The sequence below is a fragment of the Anaerobacillus sp. 63XJN7_4_ISO-PGPR-S23-413 genome (assembly GCF_056173725.1).
The window spans coordinates 392,775-411,561 of record NZ_CM149688.1 but is presented as its reverse complement, the minus strand read 5'-3'; the positions used below and the strand labels follow the sequence as shown (position 1 = coordinate 411,561).

General features: G+C 39.3%; 18 protein-coding genes, 1 pseudogene and 1 riboswitch. Of the genes and pseudogenes, 5 read left to right on the top strand and 14 right to left on the bottom strand.

The features are described 5' to 3' along the window. Nucleotides 1-7: 7 nt before the first annotated feature. Nucleotides 8-733, bottom strand: coding sequence for a YqjF family protein (locus AC0VYO_RS02230; RefSeq protein WP_475368348.1), 726 nt, complete (start codon nucleotides 731-733; stop codon nucleotides 8-10). A gap of 221 nt (nucleotides 734-954) precedes the next feature. Between AC0VYO_RS02230 and AC0VYO_RS02225 the strand changes: the two genes are divergently transcribed. Both AC0VYO_RS02225 and AC0VYO_RS02220 read left to right on the top strand, forming a co-directional pair. Further along, nucleotides 955-1,986: an NADP-dependent oxidoreductase gene (locus AC0VYO_RS02225; protein ID WP_226616501.1), complete on the top strand. Its 1,032-nt coding sequence runs from the start codon at nucleotides 955-957 to the stop codon at nucleotides 1,984-1,986. Between the two features lie 125 nt (nucleotides 1,987-2,111). Continuing rightward, nucleotides 2,112-2,840, top strand: coding sequence for a TspO/MBR family protein (locus AC0VYO_RS02220; protein ID WP_283153093.1), 729 nt, complete (start codon nucleotides 2,112-2,114; stop codon nucleotides 2,838-2,840). A gap of 48 nt (nucleotides 2,841-2,888) precedes the next feature. Here the strand turns inward: AC0VYO_RS02220 and AC0VYO_RS02215 are convergent, their stop codons facing one another. The 6 genes from AC0VYO_RS02215 to AC0VYO_RS02190 form a co-directional block, all read right to left on the bottom strand. Next, a complete protein-coding gene (locus tag AC0VYO_RS02215; RefSeq protein WP_194220137.1) occupies nucleotides 2,889-3,737 on the bottom strand; it encodes a YitT family protein in 849 nt (282 codons plus the stop codon). 259 nt (nucleotides 3,738-3,996) lie between these two features. Next, nucleotides 3,997-4,629 carry a response regulator gene (locus tag AC0VYO_RS02210; RefSeq protein WP_283153094.1) on the bottom strand — a complete coding sequence of 211 codons (633 nt, stop codon included), beginning with the start codon at nucleotides 4,627-4,629 and terminating at the stop codon, nucleotides 3,997-3,999. Then, nucleotides 4,626-5,654, bottom strand: coding sequence for a sensor histidine kinase (locus AC0VYO_RS02205; protein ID WP_194220139.1), 1,029 nt, complete (start codon nucleotides 5,652-5,654; stop codon nucleotides 4,626-4,628). Before AC0VYO_RS02205 ends, AC0VYO_RS02210 begins: the two co-directional genes overlap by 4 nt. Further along, the gene (gene liaF, locus AC0VYO_RS02200) at nucleotides 5,651-6,376 is read right to left on the bottom strand and encodes a cell wall-active antibiotics response protein LiaF (RefSeq protein WP_475368347.1); all 726 of its coding nucleotides are present in this window, start codon (nucleotides 6,374-6,376) and stop codon (nucleotides 5,651-5,653) included. The genes AC0VYO_RS02205 and liaF overlap by 4 nt, the downstream gene beginning before the upstream one ends. A 98-nt stretch (nucleotides 6,377-6,474) precedes the next feature. Continuing rightward, nucleotides 6,475-7,119 carry a PspA/IM30 family protein gene (locus AC0VYO_RS02195; protein ID WP_371018531.1) on the bottom strand — a complete coding sequence of 215 codons (645 nt, stop codon included), beginning with the start codon at nucleotides 7,117-7,119 and terminating at the stop codon, nucleotides 6,475-6,477. A gap of 22 nt (nucleotides 7,120-7,141) precedes the next feature. Beyond that, a complete protein-coding gene (locus AC0VYO_RS02190) occupies nucleotides 7,142-7,486 on the bottom strand; it encodes a lmo0954 family membrane protein (RefSeq protein ID WP_475366436.1) in 345 nt (114 codons plus the stop codon). Between the two features lie 191 nt (nucleotides 7,487-7,677). Here AC0VYO_RS02190 and ytzI point away from each other — a divergent pair, with 191 nt between their 5' ends. Both ytzI and AC0VYO_RS02180 read left to right on the top strand, forming a co-directional pair. Continuing rightward, nucleotides 7,678-7,857: a YtzI protein gene (gene ytzI, locus AC0VYO_RS02185; protein WP_430241579.1), complete on the top strand. Its 180-nt coding sequence runs from the start codon at nucleotides 7,678-7,680 to the stop codon at nucleotides 7,855-7,857. Further along, nucleotides 7,835-8,029 (top strand): YwbE family protein, encoded by a 195-nt coding sequence (locus AC0VYO_RS02180; protein ID WP_226616492.1) that lies wholly within the window; start codon nucleotides 7,835-7,837, stop codon nucleotides 8,027-8,029. The genes ytzI and AC0VYO_RS02180 overlap by 23 nt, the downstream gene beginning before the upstream one ends. Nucleotides 8,030-8,085: 56 nt before the next feature. On the opposite strand, the gene AC0VYO_RS02175 is transcribed toward AC0VYO_RS02180, so the two are convergent. Beyond that, a complete protein-coding gene (locus tag AC0VYO_RS02175) occupies nucleotides 8,086-8,988 on the bottom strand; it encodes an amidase (RefSeq protein WP_475368346.1) in 903 nt (300 codons plus the stop codon). A gap of 42 nt (nucleotides 8,989-9,030) precedes the next feature. Then, nucleotides 9,031-9,117: riboswitch (cyclic di-GMP riboswitch) on the bottom strand. A 164-nt stretch (nucleotides 9,118-9,281) separates the two neighbouring features. After that, a complete protein-coding gene (locus tag AC0VYO_RS02170; protein WP_475368345.1) occupies nucleotides 9,282-11,390 on the bottom strand; it encodes a HelD family protein in 2,109 nt (702 codons plus the stop codon). Between the two features lie 236 nt (nucleotides 11,391-11,626). Between AC0VYO_RS02170 and AC0VYO_RS02165 the strand changes: the two genes are divergently transcribed. After that, nucleotides 11,627-12,970 (top strand): globin family protein, encoded by a 1,344-nt coding sequence (locus tag AC0VYO_RS02165; protein ID WP_475367446.1) that lies wholly within the window; start codon nucleotides 11,627-11,629, stop codon nucleotides 12,968-12,970. Nucleotides 12,971-13,098: 128 nt separating this feature from the next. On the opposite strand, the pseudogene AC0VYO_RS02160 reads toward AC0VYO_RS02165, so the two are convergent. From AC0VYO_RS02160 to AC0VYO_RS02140, 5 genes and pseudogenes are all read right to left on the bottom strand, one after another. Then, nucleotides 13,099-13,521, bottom strand: a pseudogene (locus AC0VYO_RS02160) (peroxiredoxin-like family protein); the annotation flags it as partial. Nucleotides 13,522-13,670: 149 nt separating this feature from the next. Beyond that, on the bottom strand, nucleotides 13,671-14,279 hold the full coding sequence (locus AC0VYO_RS02155) for a DedA family protein (protein WP_475368344.1): 609 nt from the start codon (nucleotides 14,277-14,279) through the stop codon (nucleotides 13,671-13,673). 233 nt (nucleotides 14,280-14,512) lie between these two features. Continuing rightward, nucleotides 14,513-15,838, bottom strand: a complete 1,326-nt coding sequence (locus AC0VYO_RS02150; protein WP_475366431.1) for an aspartate aminotransferase family protein — start codon at nucleotides 15,836-15,838, stop codon at nucleotides 14,513-14,515. A gap of 27 nt (nucleotides 15,839-15,865) precedes the next feature. Next, nucleotides 15,866-17,263 (bottom strand): YjiH family protein, encoded by a 1,398-nt coding sequence (locus tag AC0VYO_RS02145; protein WP_475368343.1) that lies wholly within the window; start codon nucleotides 17,261-17,263, stop codon nucleotides 15,866-15,868. A gap of 118 nt (nucleotides 17,264-17,381) precedes the next feature. After that, a complete protein-coding gene (locus tag AC0VYO_RS02140) occupies nucleotides 17,382-18,746 on the bottom strand; it encodes a sigma-54 interaction domain-containing protein (RefSeq protein WP_475368342.1) in 1,365 nt (454 codons plus the stop codon). Nucleotides 18,747-18,787 lie beyond the last annotated feature (41 nt).

Here is an 18,787-nt window from a genome sequence, read left to right as displayed (position 1 = left end):
AACCCCTTTACTTAATGTGAAGGGGTTTTCCTGTCTGGGTTACATTCTCAAATGGCCACAAATAAGTTGTCACCTTCTTAGAGAAATGAGTAACAACTTGATCAGAGTAGTGATATGGGTGTGAGAGAGTATCACGAAGAACAGCAACATCAACCTTTTGAAGTGGCCATCGATCATGCTTAATTTTCCCCTGAAATACTTTATTTCCTCTTACAATAAAAAGCCGATCTCTTTCTGTAAGCCAAAAATCAAGATCTCCTTTTCGCGCTTCATAAGATGTTCCTAGTGGTTCATAAATAATATGGTAATCGGCTTTTTCAACACCCTTATGTGTTCTTGAAGACCAAAAGCTAATTTGCTTTCCATCACTTTTTTTACCCATTTTTGCTTGAAGGTAAGGAAGGTGAAAAAGATTTCTCGCCATCATAACACCTGCTCTATGACTAGCATCAAGGCTAAAGAAATACACGCCACGTTTCTGGCCATATTTCACATAAGTCCGCACATTAAGCTCAAGTAGTTTTGAAGCAAATGGAACCGAAGGTAAGCCACGAAACCGAATTTGATTCATTTCAAATGGAACGATTCCAATCCATGCCTCCCCTTCAAACGTATCTACTTCTAGCTGAGGTGGAAGCATGGATTGAAGCCAATAGCGATCAACAGACCAGTGTAGGAACAAAAGATCCTCCCACGTTTGTTTCATAATCCACCCGCTAGTTCTGGGACTCAATAGACCTTCCTCCTCTCTTTCGTATCATAACCAATTATGTCTATTCTTTTCAAAAAAAGAGAATTTGAATGTGTTGAAGAAGATGAAAAGTACTGTTTTTAGATGTGCTTATTTACAATGCGAATACTTTGATAAACTGTAATGTTTTGTGGTACCGTTTAGGTGGAACAGCTTAGATAAGAAATGAATGAGGCATCAATCATATAATGGAGGGATTATGAATGAGTAAACAAAGACAAATTCATCTAGCAAAACGACCAGAAGGTATGCCTTCAATGGAACACTTCAACATTGTTGAAGCGGACATTCCATCACCTAAAGATGGAGAAGTTCTTCTACGTGCACTATACCTTACAGTAGACCCTTACATGAGAGGGCGTATGAGAGATGCAAAATCATACGTAGCACCCTTCCAAATCAACGAACCATTAAACGGTGGTGTCGTAGCAGAAGTTGCCGAATCCAAATCTTCTCAATTTAATCAAGGTGATGTTGTTATTGGCCACCTAAACTGGGAAGAATACTCAGTTGTGAATGAAAAGCATCTTCGAAAAATTGATCCATCTATCGCTCCAATTACCACGCATCTTGGAATCCTTGGTATGCCTGGACAAACAGCTTACTTCGGACTTCTCGATATTGGTCAGCCTAAAGAAGGCGAAACAGTCGTTGTATCAGGCGCAGCTGGAGCAGTAGGCTCTGTTGTTGGTCAAATTGCCAAAATCAAAGGCTGCCGTGTTGTAGGTATCGCTGGTTCAGACGATAAAATCGACTATATCAAAAACGAACTTGGTTTTGATGAAGGAATTAACTACAAAACCCAGGACGTATACAAAGCGCTAAAAGAAGCTTGTCCAGACGGCATTGACGTTTATTATGAAAACGTTGGTGGCGAAATCGGCGATGCTGCCATTAGCCTACTAAATAAATTTGCTCGTATCCCTGTTTGCGGCGCAATTTCTTCTTACAATAAGAAAGAAGCGGATCTTGGTCCACGCGTTCAGACAAAACTTATCCAATCAAGTGCTCTCATGAAAGGCTTCGTTGTAGGCGATTATTCAGATCGCTTTAATGAAGGTGCTGAGCAATTAGGGAAATGGTTACAAGAAGGCAAGTTAAAATATGAAGAAACAATCGTGGAAGGATTTGAAAACGTTCCTGACGCATTCCTTGGTCTCTTTGAAGGTACAAACCTTGGTAAACAACTTGTAAAAGTAGCAGACCCTGAATATGCTACACTTCCTAATCGCTAATAACACTCACCTGCCCCTCAATTAGGGGCAGGTTTTTCTATGTGCTCATGCACATAAAAAGACGGTTATGTTTAAGATTAAGAAGGAATAGTATGTACTATAGACTTTATTTCTAGGAGGTCCTTATGGGTAAATTTCTTCTTAATCTCATTGCGTATATACTCGTCGTAACAGTAAATGGCCTTGCAAATGCACTACCGTTAAATGGGCAAACGACAGGAGAAATATCAAATAGACTGAACGTACTTTTTACACCTGCCGGCTATGTTTTTAGTATATGGGGGCTGATCTATCTTCTTCTAGGAATATGGGTTATTCGTCAATTTCCTAAAAGTCGGAGAGATTTGCCAATCTACCAGGAGACGAGTGGACTATTTGTTCTAAGTTCCATTCTAAATAGTCTTTGGATTTTCATGTGGCATTATGAATTCTTCGGCTTATCGGTGATCGTTATGCTTCTTTTACTGTTCACACTCATTAGGCTTTATACTAATTTGAAAGCAGCAGATGCTTCTTTCTTTGATTTGTTACCTTTTTCCGTTTATCTGGGTTGGATTAGCGTTGCGACGATCGCCAACATTAGTTACTACCTAACATACATTGACTGGGATGGATTTGGTATTTCCGATACGATATGGACATTCCTACTATTAATCATCGCGACAATTCTTGCTCTTTATTTCTTGAAAAGCGAGCAAGATTGGATCTACCCACTCGTTTTTGTTTGGGCCTTTATTGGGATTGGTGTCAAAAATCAAAATGGAGACGTACCATTAGTCGTTTACTCATCTTATGTACTGGCTGCTCTTATTTTGATCGTTACGCTTCTGTATGCTTTTAAACGTAAGAAATAATTATAAGTAAAAACCCCTTTTCCATTCTGGAAAAGGGGTTTTAAGCTATTATGCAAGAGATTTAAAATCTTGACCAAGAATTTCTTTCATACTGTGAACCGTAATAAAGGCTTTCTGATCAACAACACCAACATGCTTTTTCAATTTAAGAAGATCTTTTCTACCAAGGATTGTTGTAATCACTTCTTTTTCATCAGAAGTAAACGCCCCTCTAGCCGTGTGGATTGTTGCGCCTTTTCCAATCTCTTCAACAATAAAGGATCGAATTTCTTCACTTTCTTTACTGATAATCACAATCTCTTTCTTAGCTTCAAAGCTCTGAAGCGTATAATCAATGACAAGGCCATTTAGAATGACACCAAAGATCGCATACATTCCGATTTCAGGTCCAAACAAGACGACTGAGAATAGAGCAATTGAAATATCTGAGATTAGAACGGCTTTTCCAACCTCCATAGAGAAATACTTATTAAGAATCATCGCAATAATATCTGTACCGCCAGTAGAAGCTTTCTGATGAAAGACAAGTCCCATACCTGCTGCAGCAATACACTGACCAATAATTAATTGAATTAGGATATCCTGGCTAAATGGCTCAGTTACTGGTATAAAGCGTTCAAATGCCCATACAGCAAGCGATAAAGCGAAACTTGCATAGATCGTTTTAACACCGAATTTAGGACCGAGAAAAAGAATTCCAACTAACAAAAGTACTGCGTTTAATATGATCATAAACATTCCGACTGACAGGTTCGGGACTAGATGGTTCATCAGAATCGATAAACCACTGACTCCCCCCGTCGCAAGACTATTAGGAGATAGAAAGAAATGAACGTGGGTAGCAACACCGAGCGCACCCAAAGTAATTAGCAGATAAGTTTTGATGTGATGAAGCATCTATTATCCCTCCCGTTGTTTTGTTTTCGTTTCGTAAGCACAATCGGGATTATAATAGGGATTCAGCGCTTTGTAAACAGCCTAAACCTAAGATTTTTAATTGAAGCGGTTACAACTCATAAATAGGTCTTTATTACTATGTTATCTATTGAATTCGACACTAATATACAAGAATTTTCTTAATTTTTTGGTTGCTAAATAAGTAGAATCAACCTCTCTTCATTGTATTAAAAAAAGCAAAAACAGCTTCTGTTTTTGCTCATTTTACAAGGTCATGCTTAAACGCATAAATAACCGCCTGGGTTCGATCATGAACTTCAAGTTTTCCAAGAATGTTGCTCACATGAACCTTTACTGTTTTAAGCGCAATAAACAGTTCATTAGCAATCGTCTGGTTCGCCTTTCCCTGAGCCATTAATAAGAGAATTTCCATCTCTCGATCCGTGAGTTCTTCATGGGGCTGCTTTTGAATTCTACTTCTCATCCTCGACATCATTTTCCCCGTTACTTCAGGTTCAAGAACAGATTCCCCATGGTGCGTTTTTCGAACTGCATTTGCAATCTCCACAGCTTTCGATGTTTTCAGCATATAGCTTGTAGCTCCAGCTTCAAGTGCTGGATAGACTTTTTCGTCGTCTAAGAAGCTTGTTACGATAATGATTTTTGCATCTGGCCATTGTGTAATAATCTGTTTCGTTGCTTCAATCCCATCCATTTCTTCCATAACTAGATCCATTAATATGATATCTGGACGAAGGGATAGCGCGAGGTCTACCCCTTTCTTTCCATTATCCGCTTCTCCAATGACGTCAATATCAGCCTGAGCAGATAAATAAGATGAAACGCCAATCCGAACCATTTCATGATCATCGACAAACAAAACTTTAATCATTCTCTACCCCTCCCAACAAGTGGTACGCTTACTTCCAGCCTAGTCCCTTTATGTGGAAGACTGACCAATTTAAGAACCCCTCCGATTTCGAGTGCTCGTTCATGCATGTTTTGTAATCCATATGAAGCAGCTTTCTTCTCGTCCATCTTAAAACCAACCCCATCATCAACTATTCGTAAGATCGTACGTCCATCTCGATGAATAAGTAGAACATCAAGTGTCGATGCCTTCGCATGCCTTAGTGTATTGGATACACATTCCTGTAGTATACGAAACAGATGGTCTTCAACACCTTTATCGAGCTCAATGGCTTCAAGCTTCCAATTCACTTGTATTGGCACCTTTTGAGACAGTTCGTTCAATAGCTCTTTTATTCCTTCCTCGAGTGAGCGATCTTTCAATGCGGCAGGTCTAAGATGAAGTAAGAGAGCGCGCATTTCTAGTTGGGATTGATGAATGGTTTCTTCAATCATCTTAAGGTGCTTTGTTTCTAGATCATCCGCTACTTCACGACTTTCCGTTATCGTACTCATTAACATGGAAGCAGCGAAAAGCTGCTGACTCACGGAGTCATGTAGCTCACGAGCAAGACGATTGCGTTCTTCGGATACGACTTGTTGAACTCGCTTCTCATGATCCTCTGCTTTCTCGTTCGCAAGCTTCTGGGCTAGTCTTACTTGATCATTCATTCGGTTTTGCAATTTATCAATTTGTTCAAAAACGACATTTAGACTTGTACCACTATAGTTATGTAAAGCACGTCCCTTATCAAGTTCCTCTAGCGTATCTGCAATGTTTTGAATTTCTTTACTCGCATATAAACCTGATATTCCTCCAACAGCCGCTCCAATCATTACACATATAATTGGAACGATTAACCCGAACGGTAAGTCCATTAAATCTTTCTCAAATAAAAGGGAAAGAGATGCCGGTGGGAAAACAGTCAAATAAGCGGCAGAGAAAAGAAAAAATAGCAAGAGTGACAGTAATGCACCAAATAGCATATGACGCTTCATGACACTCATACTCGCTTCACCTCTAAATCTCCAGCAAACATCGAGGTGACTAGTTTTACCTTTTCAGTAGCATCATCATATCCATTCGTTTTATAAGAGAGAACTTGATTAAACACTCCAGGTTCTTCATGTTGTAACAACGTGGCAGATCCGATCATAGCTGAATGTTGAATATTCACTTCGAGTTCATAGGGAATGAGTATTTGCACTTTTCCTACGACGTTTCGAATCATAATAACGGATTCTCCTTTAGGAAGAACCGTGTAACTTAAATCGATAATCGTTTCACCAAAACCAGCTTGAATGTTAATATCATTCCACTCGTACACATGATCATGTGTTTTCTGTCGACCGGACCACTTGTTTTGCAACAATGGCTTTTGATGGATCATTCCTTCTTCAGACACTGAAGGTTTTTCAAATACCGGCCTTATTTTCTTCGGTTTTTGTTTGGACTGATAAAACTGGAAGCCAAGATAGACTAATAGAACAAGAAGAAAAAACTTCACGACTACCATATTCATAACGGTCGTTAGAAAGAAAAAGATACCGAGTCCAAGAAAAACTTTTCCTGAAGTTCGTGGAAGACGTTTTCTCCCCATATAAACAAATGCAGCGGAAAGAATTAATAAGAACAGGAGGCCGCCATTTAAAGAAACTTCTAATAGGATAAGAATAACTCCAATTATTAGAAGTCCATTAACAGTGTCAATATGTCTATTTTTCCACACTAGCGTCCCTCCATTCATCCCTCATTTATCGTCATTGCACCTTTTATACTCATGACTAAAAAAGGCGCACGCGCCTCTTTTAGAATACCACTATTTCTCTAAGAATTTGAATTGGTTTCTTGTTTTTTCGCCTTTTTCTCAAGTAAGTGGAACTTTGTATCAATAGTAGACATATCGTAATCTCTATTCACTTTCTTCTCAAGTTGCTCAATATAACTCTCCATCTCATCAAAACGATTAAATGGTTGATCTAGATTCCTTTCTTCCAGAACCAAATCCATCTTATGATGAGCCCTCACACTATTCTCTTTCCCCATTAATTCCATTCGCTTAATCGACATATCTTTAAGCTTATGCTTCATTTTCTCGTACTTTTGTTCAAGACGTTTAAGCTCAAGATCTGCCTCATCCATCAATTGTGATAAGTGGTTAGCTCTTTCTTCATATTGCAACTGCTCTTGTTTTGCGAACTCATACAGCTCAGCCTCGCCTGCTTCATTTGCTAAAACAGCTTGTCCAGCGCGTTTCTCAGCATTTCTTCGCGCTTTATCTAATTCTCTTCTGAATTCTAAAAGTAGCGTTGACTGCCGCTCGACAAGTTTTCTCGCCTTTTCCACTTCTCTTTCACACTGTCTTAAATAGTGATTTAAAAGGGAAATTGGATTTTTCTCCTCCTTCTGGTCAAGGATGCTATGAAAATCAGCTTCAATTGAGTTTTTGATGCGATTAAGTAAATTTGGCATGTCCATTCTCTCCTTTGTTTGATTAACTTTTCTTCAGTTCATCCCATTGCTTTTCAAAATTTGTGAATGGGTCATTGTCTTTCTTATCGTAACTTGCTCCATCCCACTTTTTATAAACGACATAAAGAATGTAGATAGCTACGAGACCAAGAATAGCTGGCATATTCGCCACGGCAGTACTTAAACCGATGAATCCTAAGATCCCCCAGATGACTTTACCAGTTGTTGAATCTGCCTGAATAAACTTCTTAAATGCAATGTAGAGGATGCCAAGGCTAATCATCATACCTACTAATGAACCAAGATTCGACAACAATACAATCGCAGCGATGATCCCAAGTAAAAGCAAACCTGCTTTCTTCATCATAATCGCCTCCTTTCATACTTTGATTCTACCTGCTTACCAAAGCCTCCATAATGAGCTAAAGCTATATATTTATATAGGACCAGCGACTTAGACAGATTAAGCTATATGACAACCCTCGTCAGATCATGTTCTATCTTAACCGCGATAATCATGGTAAAGTGAAAGCAGACATCACGGAAAGGAGTTCGGGAATGGTTATTACGATAACAGTCATCGTCGTTGTCATTATGACGATTGTCATTGCCGCTGCTTTTGGAATGGCTGTATCAAAAGGATACAGTGTCAAACATACTGTCGATCCGTTGCCTGAGGAGCAGCATAACGAAGCGACAGAGAAAGAGGTTACTGATGAACGGACAGAACAGAAGTAATATAGAACCAGGGAAAACTGTAGATATCGTCTTGAAACAAGATCAGCGTTCAGGGAAAACGACAAGAGGAATCGTGAAAGATATCCTGACGAAGTCTCCGACCCATCCACATGGTATCAAAGTACGTCTTGAAGATGGACAGGTTGGTCGCGTCAAATCAATTTTATCGTAAGCTGAATTCATAAAAATGAACCCCCGGCTGATTTTCAGTCCGGGGGTTCATTTTTATTATTGTGTTAACGCCATCCAACTATCAAGATAATGTATGGAAAAACCTTTTACTGAAGAGGAATGCTCATATGCAGTCTTTACTTTGAGAAGTTCCTTTATCATGACTGCTTCTCCCTCTTCAAAGAATGAAATGTAGGAAGCTTCTGACGTTTGCCCTGTCTCTACACCAACGGAGATTTTCTTGCCATATTTTTCAGCTAAAGCTATCTCATTGCTAATAAGAGCAACAATTCCATTTGCACCATCAGCACGATCACGGTAAGCCATTAATGTAGTCACATCCGCCGTTTGAATAATCCACTCAGCTAAATTGCCCGATCCATACCGATTGTTGTAAGATTGTTCGTCAAACCAAAAAGGAGTGTCGACACCAAACGATAATCCAAGACTCATCGCACGAGTTTTTCCATCTGATAAACGGTCTTGATAGAAAGCAATCGTTTTTTGATAACTATTCGTCCAGCCAGAATGAAGATAAGGTTCTATATCAAGATGAACACCACTAAACTTTTGATTCTCTGTCGCATTAGCTTGATAGGAATCCAACCAGTTAAATAAGTTCGCCTGATATGTAGCACCATTTCTTGTAGCCCAATTTGGTGCCCCATCTAGAGCATGTACACGAATACCTTTGGATGTCGCATTTCCAATAAATGATTCATAAGAAGATGCCATTACTGAACGATTTATTTGCAAGTAAGCATCGGTTACTTGTTTCTCCTCCATAAACTGAAGGATCTCATTTGATTTCGTTTCAATGTCCCTTGTGTTCCAAATCCATGTAGCAAGAGAAGTGTCCATTTCTATCGCCTCAGCTTTCCCCTCAGGCAAAACCATTATCTGCACAAAAAAGCCCAGTATAAAAAAGAGAATTCCAACAGCAACCGATACATTCTTCACATGTACGCTCTCCTTTTTTTCAACCCAGAGCTCAAAAAGGAGCCTGGCGGTTTGGCAACCATTCGCATTCATGCGGGCAGGCCCATAACTTTGCGTCCCTGCTTTTCAACAGGTTTGCCTTTTTCAGTTTTATATTCCAACTACTTTTATTATCGGCAATAAATAATAAAGAGTTTAGCTTTTTTTGTAGATTGTGTGAAGTAAATGCTCAATGGTGCTAATACTTGAATGTACTAACAATCGCTCATTTCATGGTATGAAATAACAAAGGTAACCTTTAAACAAACGTTTGACTAAACTGGTAGCAATTGTGAAGGAGTATCAATATAAAAGAGTTTTAATTCATGCAATGCTCTTGTACATCCTACATATAGTAATTTCGCATCTGTTGCATGTGGACTATAATTATCTTCGTTAGCATTTGCCAATATAACTCCATCGAATTCTAATCCTTTAGTAAGATAGATTGGCACAATTGATAGTCCCCCTTCATAAGATCGATCATCCGCAGTAATGAGATGCAACTTCTCATCATACCTACTAAGATTGTCATACAAATCATGACATTCCTCTTCGCTCCTACCAACAATCGCTACTGTATTCATACCTCTCTCTTTCATTTCTTTAGCTGATTTTAACAAGCTACTAACATGCCTCTTCTTATCTATTTTGCTTATTTCGACTTTCTTTCCACTTCGAAAAACAGGCACAGCCGGTTGAACCGGTATATCCGCATGAGCTATCACTTCATTCGCAAATTCAATAATTTCTAAAGTCGATCGATAACTTTGTTCAAGTTCCATATAAAGGTCTTTACCGTTGAAAAGCACTCTAAATTCTTCCCAGCTATGAATGCCCTTATATGAATGAATGCCCTGTGCCAAATCCCCTAATATTGTAAAAGATTGACTTCGATTCACTTCTTTCAGAAGCGCCAGTTGAAAAGGTGAAAAGTCCTGAGCTTCGTCAATTACAATATGCTGAAACCTATGTTCTTTATCAATACCGTTCAATTGAAATTGAATGTAAAGGAGAGGGGCAAGGTCATCCGGCGATAATTTCTTCTTTTTTATTCGCTTTGCCGTTTCCAGCACAAGTTCTTCACTTATAACATCTGCTCTTTCTGACTGTGTTATGTAGCTAGGAACATTCGATTGAAAAAGTGATTGATAGAACGAAAGAGCAGTTTGCTTCGGCCATGTTTTAAAATAATTCTTCAGCTGATCGTTTGCTAGTTTGCGATATTCTTTCTTTAAATGGGCTCCCTCTACCGATTTGATCTCACCTTTTATCCAAATTTTAAAACGATTCATCATCATTTCGCGTTTACGGCCAACAGGATATGCAGAAAGGTCTTTTAACCATTGTTCGATCTTCGTTTCTGAAAGCTCTCTTCCTTCAAATGGGTGAAAGGAGCCAACCGGACCGACTGAGTTGCTATAACGATGTATAGCTTGATCAATCCATTTTTTAAATGTCAGTGATCCTTTTACTCTTCCTTCTGCAATTGAAAAATCGAATCGACTCTTCCCAAACCACTTTCTGAGGTCGTGTCCAGATGAATCAATCGTAATCTTTTCTTCAATCGTTTTTATTGTCCAATCTGTGAAGGTTGATTGTTGAATTCCCCCTACACCTAGCTCCGGAAGGACTCCTGAAATATAATCAAGAAACATCCTATTCGGTGCAAAGATAATCATTTTACCCGCTTGAATGGTATCTCTGTATTCATATAGTAAGAAAGCTAATCGATGAAGCGCAACCGTTGTCTTACCACTTCCTGCTGCTCCTTGTATGATAAGTGGCGTCGATCGCTCAGCACGAATAATATCATTTTGCTTTGTTTGTATTGTTGATACGATGTCACGGAGACGGTTATCTTTATTTTCACTCAGACGATATAGAAGAAATTCATCTGAGCCACTTAAATCATCGCTACCTTCTACATAGGTGTCTACGACTCGCTGAAGTTCTTTATCTCGAATCACAATATTTCGCTTCAGCTCTATATTCCCTTCGATGACGCCATCAGGCGATACATAATAGACATCCTCTTCTGGCCCTGTAAATGCATAGAACATACTCGCAACAGGTGCTCTCCAGTCTACAACCAGAGAATCCTGTGACTCTCCATGTGCTACGCCAACTTTCCCAATATAATACGAATGTGATTCCTTCTCATCCTCTTGAAAATCCATTCGTGCAAAGTATGGTTCTTTTGAAGATATGGCAAGAGATTGACGATTCTCCTCTCGAATGCTCTCAAGAACTTGTTCTGTTACATTATCGCCAGAATACCTGGGGTAGTTCTCCAACACCTGCCGCTGTTTTGTAATCTCCGCAGCGATTTGATCGAGTTGCTGCTTCTCTTTCCGATAGGCACTTTGAGTCTTATTGTCCAAGATCAGTTACCTCCTTATGAGATTTGTCTCTAAATCAGACAGAAGTTTAATATTACCACAAATTAGGTAGTTCAACCAATTGTTTTTAGAATATTAAAATTAGTGTTTTTACCATTTTAAAAAACTTTATTAAAAAGTTTATAAAAAAATGATCCAACTATTCACTTTGAACGTTAGCTATGTGTAATCAAAATAAACGATAAAAAAAATCGAGGAGAGTGAAAAGTAAAATGAACATGAAAAAAGCATTCAAGAAATTAATGGTTCCCGCGTTAGGCTTAACCTTATTATTCCCAACAGTCGCTGGGGCAGCGGCAACTGAGCCAACAGCCAAAACGCCTGCTTCAGATCTACGCGCAACACTGGATCAGCTCTTATCCGAACATTTTGTACTAGCTGTTTCATCCATGACGAAATCATATGACGGGACAGAGGATGCAGAAGAAGTAACTGAAGCCCTGGATCAGAACGCAGCTGATATGACACCAGCGATTGCATCTGTCTATGGCGATGAAGCCGCTGCACAATTTGAAGATATCTTTCGAGGTCACAATGATTACTCCACTGATTTCGTAAAAGCAGCAACCGAAGATGATGCAGAACTTCGTAAAGAAGCTGAAGCTGAAGTAGACGAATTTGTTGAAGAATTCTCCACGTTCCTTGATACAGCTACAGAAGGTAATCTTCCTAAGGAAGCCGCTGCAGATGTTCTAGAAGTTCACGAAGATCAAGTCCTAACAACTTTTGATGAGTATACAGAAGGAAATTACGAAGAAGCTTACACAACATTCCGTGAAGGGCATAAGCATATGTTTGCGATCAGCAAAGCACTATCTAGTGCAATTGTAACGCAGATGCCTGATAAATTTGAAAATACAAAAGCTGATACTCCTGCTGCAGACTTACGCTCAACTCTAAACAGCCTTGCATCTGAGCACTTTGCTCTTTCTTCTCTTGGTCTTGAAAAAGGCTATGACCAATCAGAAGACTATGACTTTGTAAACTGGGCTGAAGACAGAAACACTGCTGACTTTAAAGCGGCTATCGGTTCGATCTACGGAGATGAAGGTGCTGCTCAGTTTGAAAAGATCTGGCAAGAAGATCATATTGCTGCACAAGCTGACCTTGTAGTTGCATCTCTATCTGAAGACGAGGAAGCTATGGAAATGGCGAAAGAACGTATGATGACAACATTCCCTAAGAACTTTGGAGCTTTCCTAGGAACAGCAACAGAAGAAAACCTTCCAACTGACGCTGCTACTGAAGCTCTTATGGCTCATGAAAAACAAGTAATTGGATCATTTGAAGCTTACATGTCTGGTGATTACGAAGGTTCAATTGAACAATTCCGTGAAGGCTATGCATTCATGTTTGGTGTAGGCGAATCTCTTGGAGGCGCTATCGTTAAGCAAATGCCAGACAAATTTGCAGGAGAAGCAATGCCTGGTGATATGCCAAAAACAGGTATGGGTGGTGCGAGTGAGCAGTCATCTGACCTAACAGCACTTTGGATTACTCTAGGTTCTCTAGCTGCTGCTGGTTCAGCATTTGCCATTCGCAAGAAAATTGTTAATCAATAAAACACATGTCTTCCCCCCTTATAATAGATATGGAAAAACAGAGAAGTCTCGAGCTTCTCTGTTTTTATTGCATAAAAAAAGCCTCTAACTAATAGCTAGAAGCTTTTCTCTATGCATCATACAGTCAATCACAATACATTTAAAACCGAATCGATTTTCGCATGATCTTCTGGCGACTGATCGATATGATGCCAGATTAATTTCCCTCTCTCATCAAAAATCCACGTACCACCTTGAATATATACATCCTGCGTTTTCATCGACTTTAATACAAAATCCTTTTTCTTTTGTTCTTTTGGAATAAACCCATCCATTTTACGGGTGACAAATCCAATCGCTGCTTGTCCAAGTAATTTCCACTTCGGCATCGTATGATGTCCCATGCCACGGTATGCTTCTCTCTTCGGATCACCTGCAATGACAAAAGGAAATTCTCCAAAAGCCTCTGTAAACTGGCTAATATAAGTAGCATTTGAGGGGGCGATGGCTATAATCTGAAAGCCCTTATTCTCAATTTCATTTACGCGCTTACGCAACTGCGTAAGATAAGCTCGACAAACTGGTCAGCCAAGGTGACGGACAAATATGACCATCGATTTCTTTTGATTAATCAGTTGCTCCAGAGTAACAGTGGTACTTCCTGGAACATCGAGTTCATAATTTAATTTATCCAATACAATCTCTCCTTACCTGATCGATGCTACGTTTGATCGGTGTTAAACACTTGTTTCTTACTATCGATTTTACACCTTTTTCGATAGTAGTGATACCCAATGAACCCAATAACTGCCACCACAACAATTAAAAAGACATATTTCTGTATGCTCCCTAAAATCGCTTGAACTGATTTTATATTCCCATTCCGCCCAATCCACAACATAGCGATTGTCCAAGGAAATATACCGACAAAGGTAAGTGTTCCAAATATCCAGGGCTTGACCTTACTCATACCAGCCACATAGGATACATAGTTCCCTATCCCAAGTGGGCGTGTAATTGCAATACTCCATGATCCACATTTTCTAAACCATCTTTGAACGCGTTCAACCTTCTTCTTTTTTAATTTCCTTTCGACTTTATCCTTTACTTTCAAACCGATCCCATATGGAATAAAACTAAAAATCGTGTAAATACCGCTCGTTAGAAATGCAAAACCAACCATCTCGATCATCGAAGCATTCAATAAATAACCGTACGTCAATGTCATCATTCCCCCGGGAAAAGGTAGAGATGATGCTTCAATAGCATTGCTTATTAAAAGACCCCAGATTCCAAGCTCTTTCAGGAAATGAATCAGAAATTCCAGCATAGTGGATCCCCTCTCAATCTAAAACTATGTATTAAGTTCCCTGATCAGTGAGTCTGAAACCAATGTAACACTGTTTTAATGCGTAACAATGAATGGATATGTCGTTTTAACCCGCAAAGTTTGAAATATTTCCGCGGAAATGAAATGATTTACTCGATTAATTAGTTATATCCACGTATCTGTTAAAGAACAAAACCCCCATCACGTCCAAAGTGATGGGGGCTATTAAAACACTATCCTACAGAAACAACGTGTTTCTCTTGTTCATACTCCGTAACAGCTTCCTCAAAAATGCGGAGACCTTCATCAATTTGCTCTTTCGTAATAATCAATGGAGGAATCATTCGAATCACTTCTTGATGTTTTCCGCACAGATAGAAAAGCACCCCTTTTTCAAGAGACAGATCTAGTATCCGCATCATTCCATTTCCGTCTGGTGCGCCTGTCTCTGGATCAATAATTTCAATTCCAATCATTAACCCTACACCACGGACATCTCCGATCACATGGTGCTTTTCCTTTATAAGAGCTAATTTTTCTAATGCATAAGCACCCATATCCTTCGAATTGGACAGTAATCCTTCTTCTTCAATTACGTCGAGAGTAGCTAGCGCCGCTGAACAAGCAATCGGATTACCACCAAATGTTGTGCCATGTGTTCCCATTGGCCACTGACTCATTAGTTCTTTTGAAGCTACTGTGGCGCTAAGAGGCATCCCAGAAGCAATTCCTTTTGCGATCGCCATAATATCAGGTGTAACATCAAACGTCTGTGCAGCGAACCAGTCACCAGTCCGTCCGAATCCAGTTTGAACTTCATCAAAGATTAGCAGCATACCATGACGATCACAAATCTCTCTTACTTTTTGTAACCATTCTTTCGGTGGAATGATATAGCCACCTTCTCCTAGAACAGGTTCCACGATTACGCAAGCCACTTCTTCAGGAGTTACCTGATGATCAAAAAGCATTTCGAAATCTTTCTCAAGCTCACCAACACAATAATCTTCTACACTTTGCCCTTCTGGACAACTAGCAGCATCCGCATAAGGAATTTGATAGGTTAGTCCATTAGGCTGTAAAAATTTACGGTATTTGCTTTTTGATGTACTTACACCAAGAGCACCAAGCGAGCGTCCATGAAAGCAACCTGTAAAGGAAACAACATACGGTCGTTTCGTTACATATTTAGCAAGTTTCATCGCACCTTCAATGGCCTCAGTGCCACTGTTCGCAAAGAAAAAGCAATCTAAATCTTTCGGCATAATGCCTTGAAGACGTTCTGCTAGCTTTAGAATTGAATCATACATAATTACTCCTGAAGGCCCGTGCATAAGAGAGTCAGCACCGTCCTTTATAGCCTGTACTACCTTAGGATGACGGTGGCCCGTATTCGCTACGGCAATACCTGAAGTAAAATCTAGGTACGTTTGGCCATCTGCCCCATAGTAATAGCAACCCTCTTCTTTCACGACTGGTAAATTCGGATGATCCTTTGCCATACTTGGTGCAAGATAGTCTGACATGTTGTTGTATCTATGTTCAAATGATGTAGCCAATGTGATATCCTCCTTTAAATTCTGCTTTTATACAAAGAAATGGGCCATTACAACAATAATCGGAAGTGTTATAACCGTACGTTGCAAGAAAATAATAGCAAGTTCTAGAACTGAAATTGGAATTTTCGATTTCACTAGCAAAATACCAATCTCTGACATATAAATTAATTGTGTTAATGAAATAGCTGCAATAACAAATCGCGTTAATTCACTTTCAATCCCTGTTCCTATAACTGCAGGTAAAAACATATCTGCAAAACCAACTAACATAGCCGGCGCTGCTTTAGCTGCTTCAGGAATTTGCATAAGTTCAAGGACCGGTACGATCGGCATTGATAAATATGTGAAGAAAGGCGTAAATTCAGCAATAATAAGGGCAATTGTTCCAAGTGCCATCACAAGCGGAATAAGAGCAAAATAAATATCAAGAACGGTGTTAACACCCTGACCAGCTACATGCTTCACTCCTTTTACTTCAGATGCCTTCTCTAGTGCTTTTTGTATTCCCCATTTGAAGCTAGAGACACCCTCAGGTACATCTTCAGAAATTTGTTTTCCTGTACCCTCATAGTACGTGTCCGCTTTACGAGATAGCGGTGGTATACGTGGACAAACAAACGCAGCAACTAGCCCTGCTACCACAACCGTAAAGTAGAACGGAATAAACATATCTTCTAAACCAATGAAGCTAATTACAACAAGACTGAATGCGATCGAATTGATCGAAAAATTTGTTGCAATAACAGCAGCTTCTCTTTTTGTATAATAGCCTTCTTCATACTGTTTCGTTGTGATCAGTACCCCAACGGTTCCTGCCCCCATCCAGGAAGCAAGCGCATCTATGGATGAGCGACCAGGTAACTTAAACAAAGGACGCATCACATAACGAAGGGCTGTTCCGAAGAAATCCATTAACCCAAACTCTAGTAAGAGAGGCATTAACAGACCAGCAAAAAGAAACCATGCTGCAAGAACGGGAACGAGTGAGTAAAGCATTGTACCACCCGAAACATCCGAGATGATAAATTCTGGACCAAATTTAAACAGTGTCATTACTGCGAATAATGCACCGATTAACCTCGTACTAATCCAGAACCAATTCACATAAAATAATTGCTTCAGAAACGGACGAAGCATGATAGCTTTTGGTTCAAACGCTTTTGCAATAATAGGAATAATAGCAGATAAAATAAGAATGGCGGTCATAAATCCAGGCAAGATAGGCGCTAGTTTTATTTGTATAGACTCAGCCAAAATCCCGACTCCAATCGTCATTTTCCCATTAAAAGGAACGGGAACAAGAAATAATAAGATACCGATTAACGATGGAATAAGAAACCATGCATACGCTTTTTTTGTTTGAGATTTCTCTGCTGATTGACCCGTACTTTCAAGAGGATAGGATTTTTCCTGTTTAACTTCCATTCTTCACTCTCCTTCGACATTTTTAATATTAATTCATATTCTTGCATATAAATCAGAAAAGAAGCAAGGGTAATTTTCACTTCTTGCTTCTTTTAATATGCAAGTATTATGCCAAAAACTATTGAATTCTGTATTTTTTAAGTTTTCTAACTACTGTTGGTTGACTCATCCCTAACGCATCAGCAATCCTTGTCGTTGTTCGAAACTGTCGTCTAGCCTGTTCAAGTCGTTCTTTCTCAACTCTTTCAACTGTTTCTTGTAAAGTTTCATTAAAATTATTCATTTCTGAATAGTCTTCACTCGAACTTTTATATGTTTGAGGGAGATCTTCCTCTTGTATAACGAATGCATCTGAAGTAACAATAAGACGCTCTATTAAATTCATCAGCTCTCTAACGTTTCCCCTCCACACATGCTGAGTTAACTCATGCATCACTATCTTATTTAGCATCCGCTTTCGTTTATATTGTCTAGAAAAATGATCGACAAACGATTGAATGAGCGGAAGGATATCTTCTTTTCTATCTCTTAGTGGAGGGATCATCAATGGGACGACATTCAACCGAAAAAATAAATCTTCTCGAAAGGTTTTCTCTTGCACAGCTTGTTCCAAATCCTTATTTGTTGCGCTGATCAACCGAAAATCAGAATGAATTTCTTTTGTTCCACCAAGTCGATAAAAGCGTTTTTCTTGAATTAATTTTAATACTTTCACTTGGTTTTGCAGTGAAAGTTCACCGACTTCATCTAAGAAAAGTGTTCCTGTAGACGCCATTTCTGCTAACCCCATACGTCCACCTTTTCTAGCTCCTGTGAATGCCCCCTCTTCATAACCAAACAATTCTGCTTCAAAAAGCGCTTCAGGAATTGCTCCACAGTTCACTTCAATAAACGGTCCATTTCTACGATCACTTTTGTGGTGAATGTATCTTCCCATTTCCGTCTTTCCTACTCCGGACTCCCCTAGAAGGAGAACATTAACATCCACACCTGCAACTTGTTTCCCTGTTGCCATCACTTTTCTCATTTCATGACTTCTAGCAATAAGCCCTTCATCATCCTGCCTTTGCTTAAGCTGCTCAAGCTCATTTTTAACACGCTCCATTTCGGAAGACATTTCTTCCATCCCGGCCTTTATTTCCATTAGTTCAGTAATATCATGAGAATAACTTACAATCCTTACTAGCTCTTTAGCATCATCAAACACTGGCAAACCTGTTACAAGCAGTTTTTTGCCATCAGAACCCGTTTGCACAAACGTAACACGCTTCTTATCCTTTACCACCAGTGGCGTTGCAAGTGGTGTGAATAAACCTTCTCGTTCCAATTCATATACTGATTTCCCCATTAAGTCATTTGCGTTAACACCATAAACCATCCCTGTTCCTTCACTAACTTTCACAATGATTCCATTAGGATCTGTGACAAGTATATCCTCCTGTAAAGAATGAAAGATTGCCTCATATTCATTCCATTTCGCCATATGCCCACCTCATCTATTCATTATTGAATACTTTTGCAATG

What these genes read in the sequence shown, in the direction of transcription:
- AC0VYO_RS02225 (WP_226616501.1), top strand. Translation starts at nt 955, where the DNA reads ATGAGTAAACAAAGACAAATTCATCTAGCAAAACGACCAGAAGGTATG.
- AC0VYO_RS02220 (WP_283153093.1), top strand. Translation starts at nt 2,112, where the DNA reads ATGGGTAAATTTCTTCTTAATCTCATTGCGTATATACTCGTCGTAACA.
- AC0VYO_RS02215 (WP_194220137.1), bottom strand. Translation starts at nt 3,737, where the DNA reads ATGCTTCATCACATCAAAACTTATCTGCTAATTACTTTGGGTGCGCTC.
- AC0VYO_RS02210 (WP_283153094.1), bottom strand. Translation starts at nt 4,629, where the DNA reads ATGATTAAAGTTTTGTTTGTCGATGATCATGAAATGGTTCGGATTGGC.
- AC0VYO_RS02205 (WP_194220139.1), bottom strand. Translation starts at nt 5,654, where the DNA reads ATGAGTGTCATGAAGCGTCATATGCTATTTGGTGCATTACTGTCACTC.
- AC0VYO_RS02195 (WP_371018531.1), bottom strand. Translation starts at nt 7,119, where the DNA reads ATGCCAAATTTACTTAATCGCATCAAAAACTCAATTGAAGCTGATTTT.
- AC0VYO_RS02190 (WP_475366436.1), bottom strand. Translation starts at nt 7,486, where the DNA reads ATGATGAAGAAAGCAGGTTTGCTTTTACTTGGGATCATCGCTGCGATT.
- ytzI (WP_430241579.1), top strand. Translation starts at nt 7,678, where the DNA reads ATGGTTATTACGATAACAGTCATCGTCGTTGTCATTATGACGATTGTC.
- AC0VYO_RS02180 (WP_226616492.1), top strand. Translation starts at nt 7,835, where the DNA reads ATGAACGGACAGAACAGAAGTAATATAGAACCAGGGAAAACTGTAGAT.
- AC0VYO_RS02165 (WP_475367446.1), top strand. Translation starts at nt 11,627, where the DNA reads ATGAAAAAAGCATTCAAGAAATTAATGGTTCCCGCGTTAGGCTTAACC.
- AC0VYO_RS02155 (WP_475368344.1), bottom strand. Translation starts at nt 14,279, where the DNA reads ATGCTGGAATTTCTGATTCATTTCCTGAAAGAGCTTGGAATCTGGGGT.
- AC0VYO_RS02145 (WP_475368343.1), bottom strand. Translation starts at nt 17,263, where the DNA reads ATGGAAGTTAAACAGGAAAAATCCTATCCTCTTGAAAGTACGGGTCAA.
- AC0VYO_RS02140 (WP_475368342.1), bottom strand. Translation starts at nt 18,746, where the DNA reads ATGGCGAAATGGAATGAATATGAGGCAATCTTTCATTCTTTACAGGAG.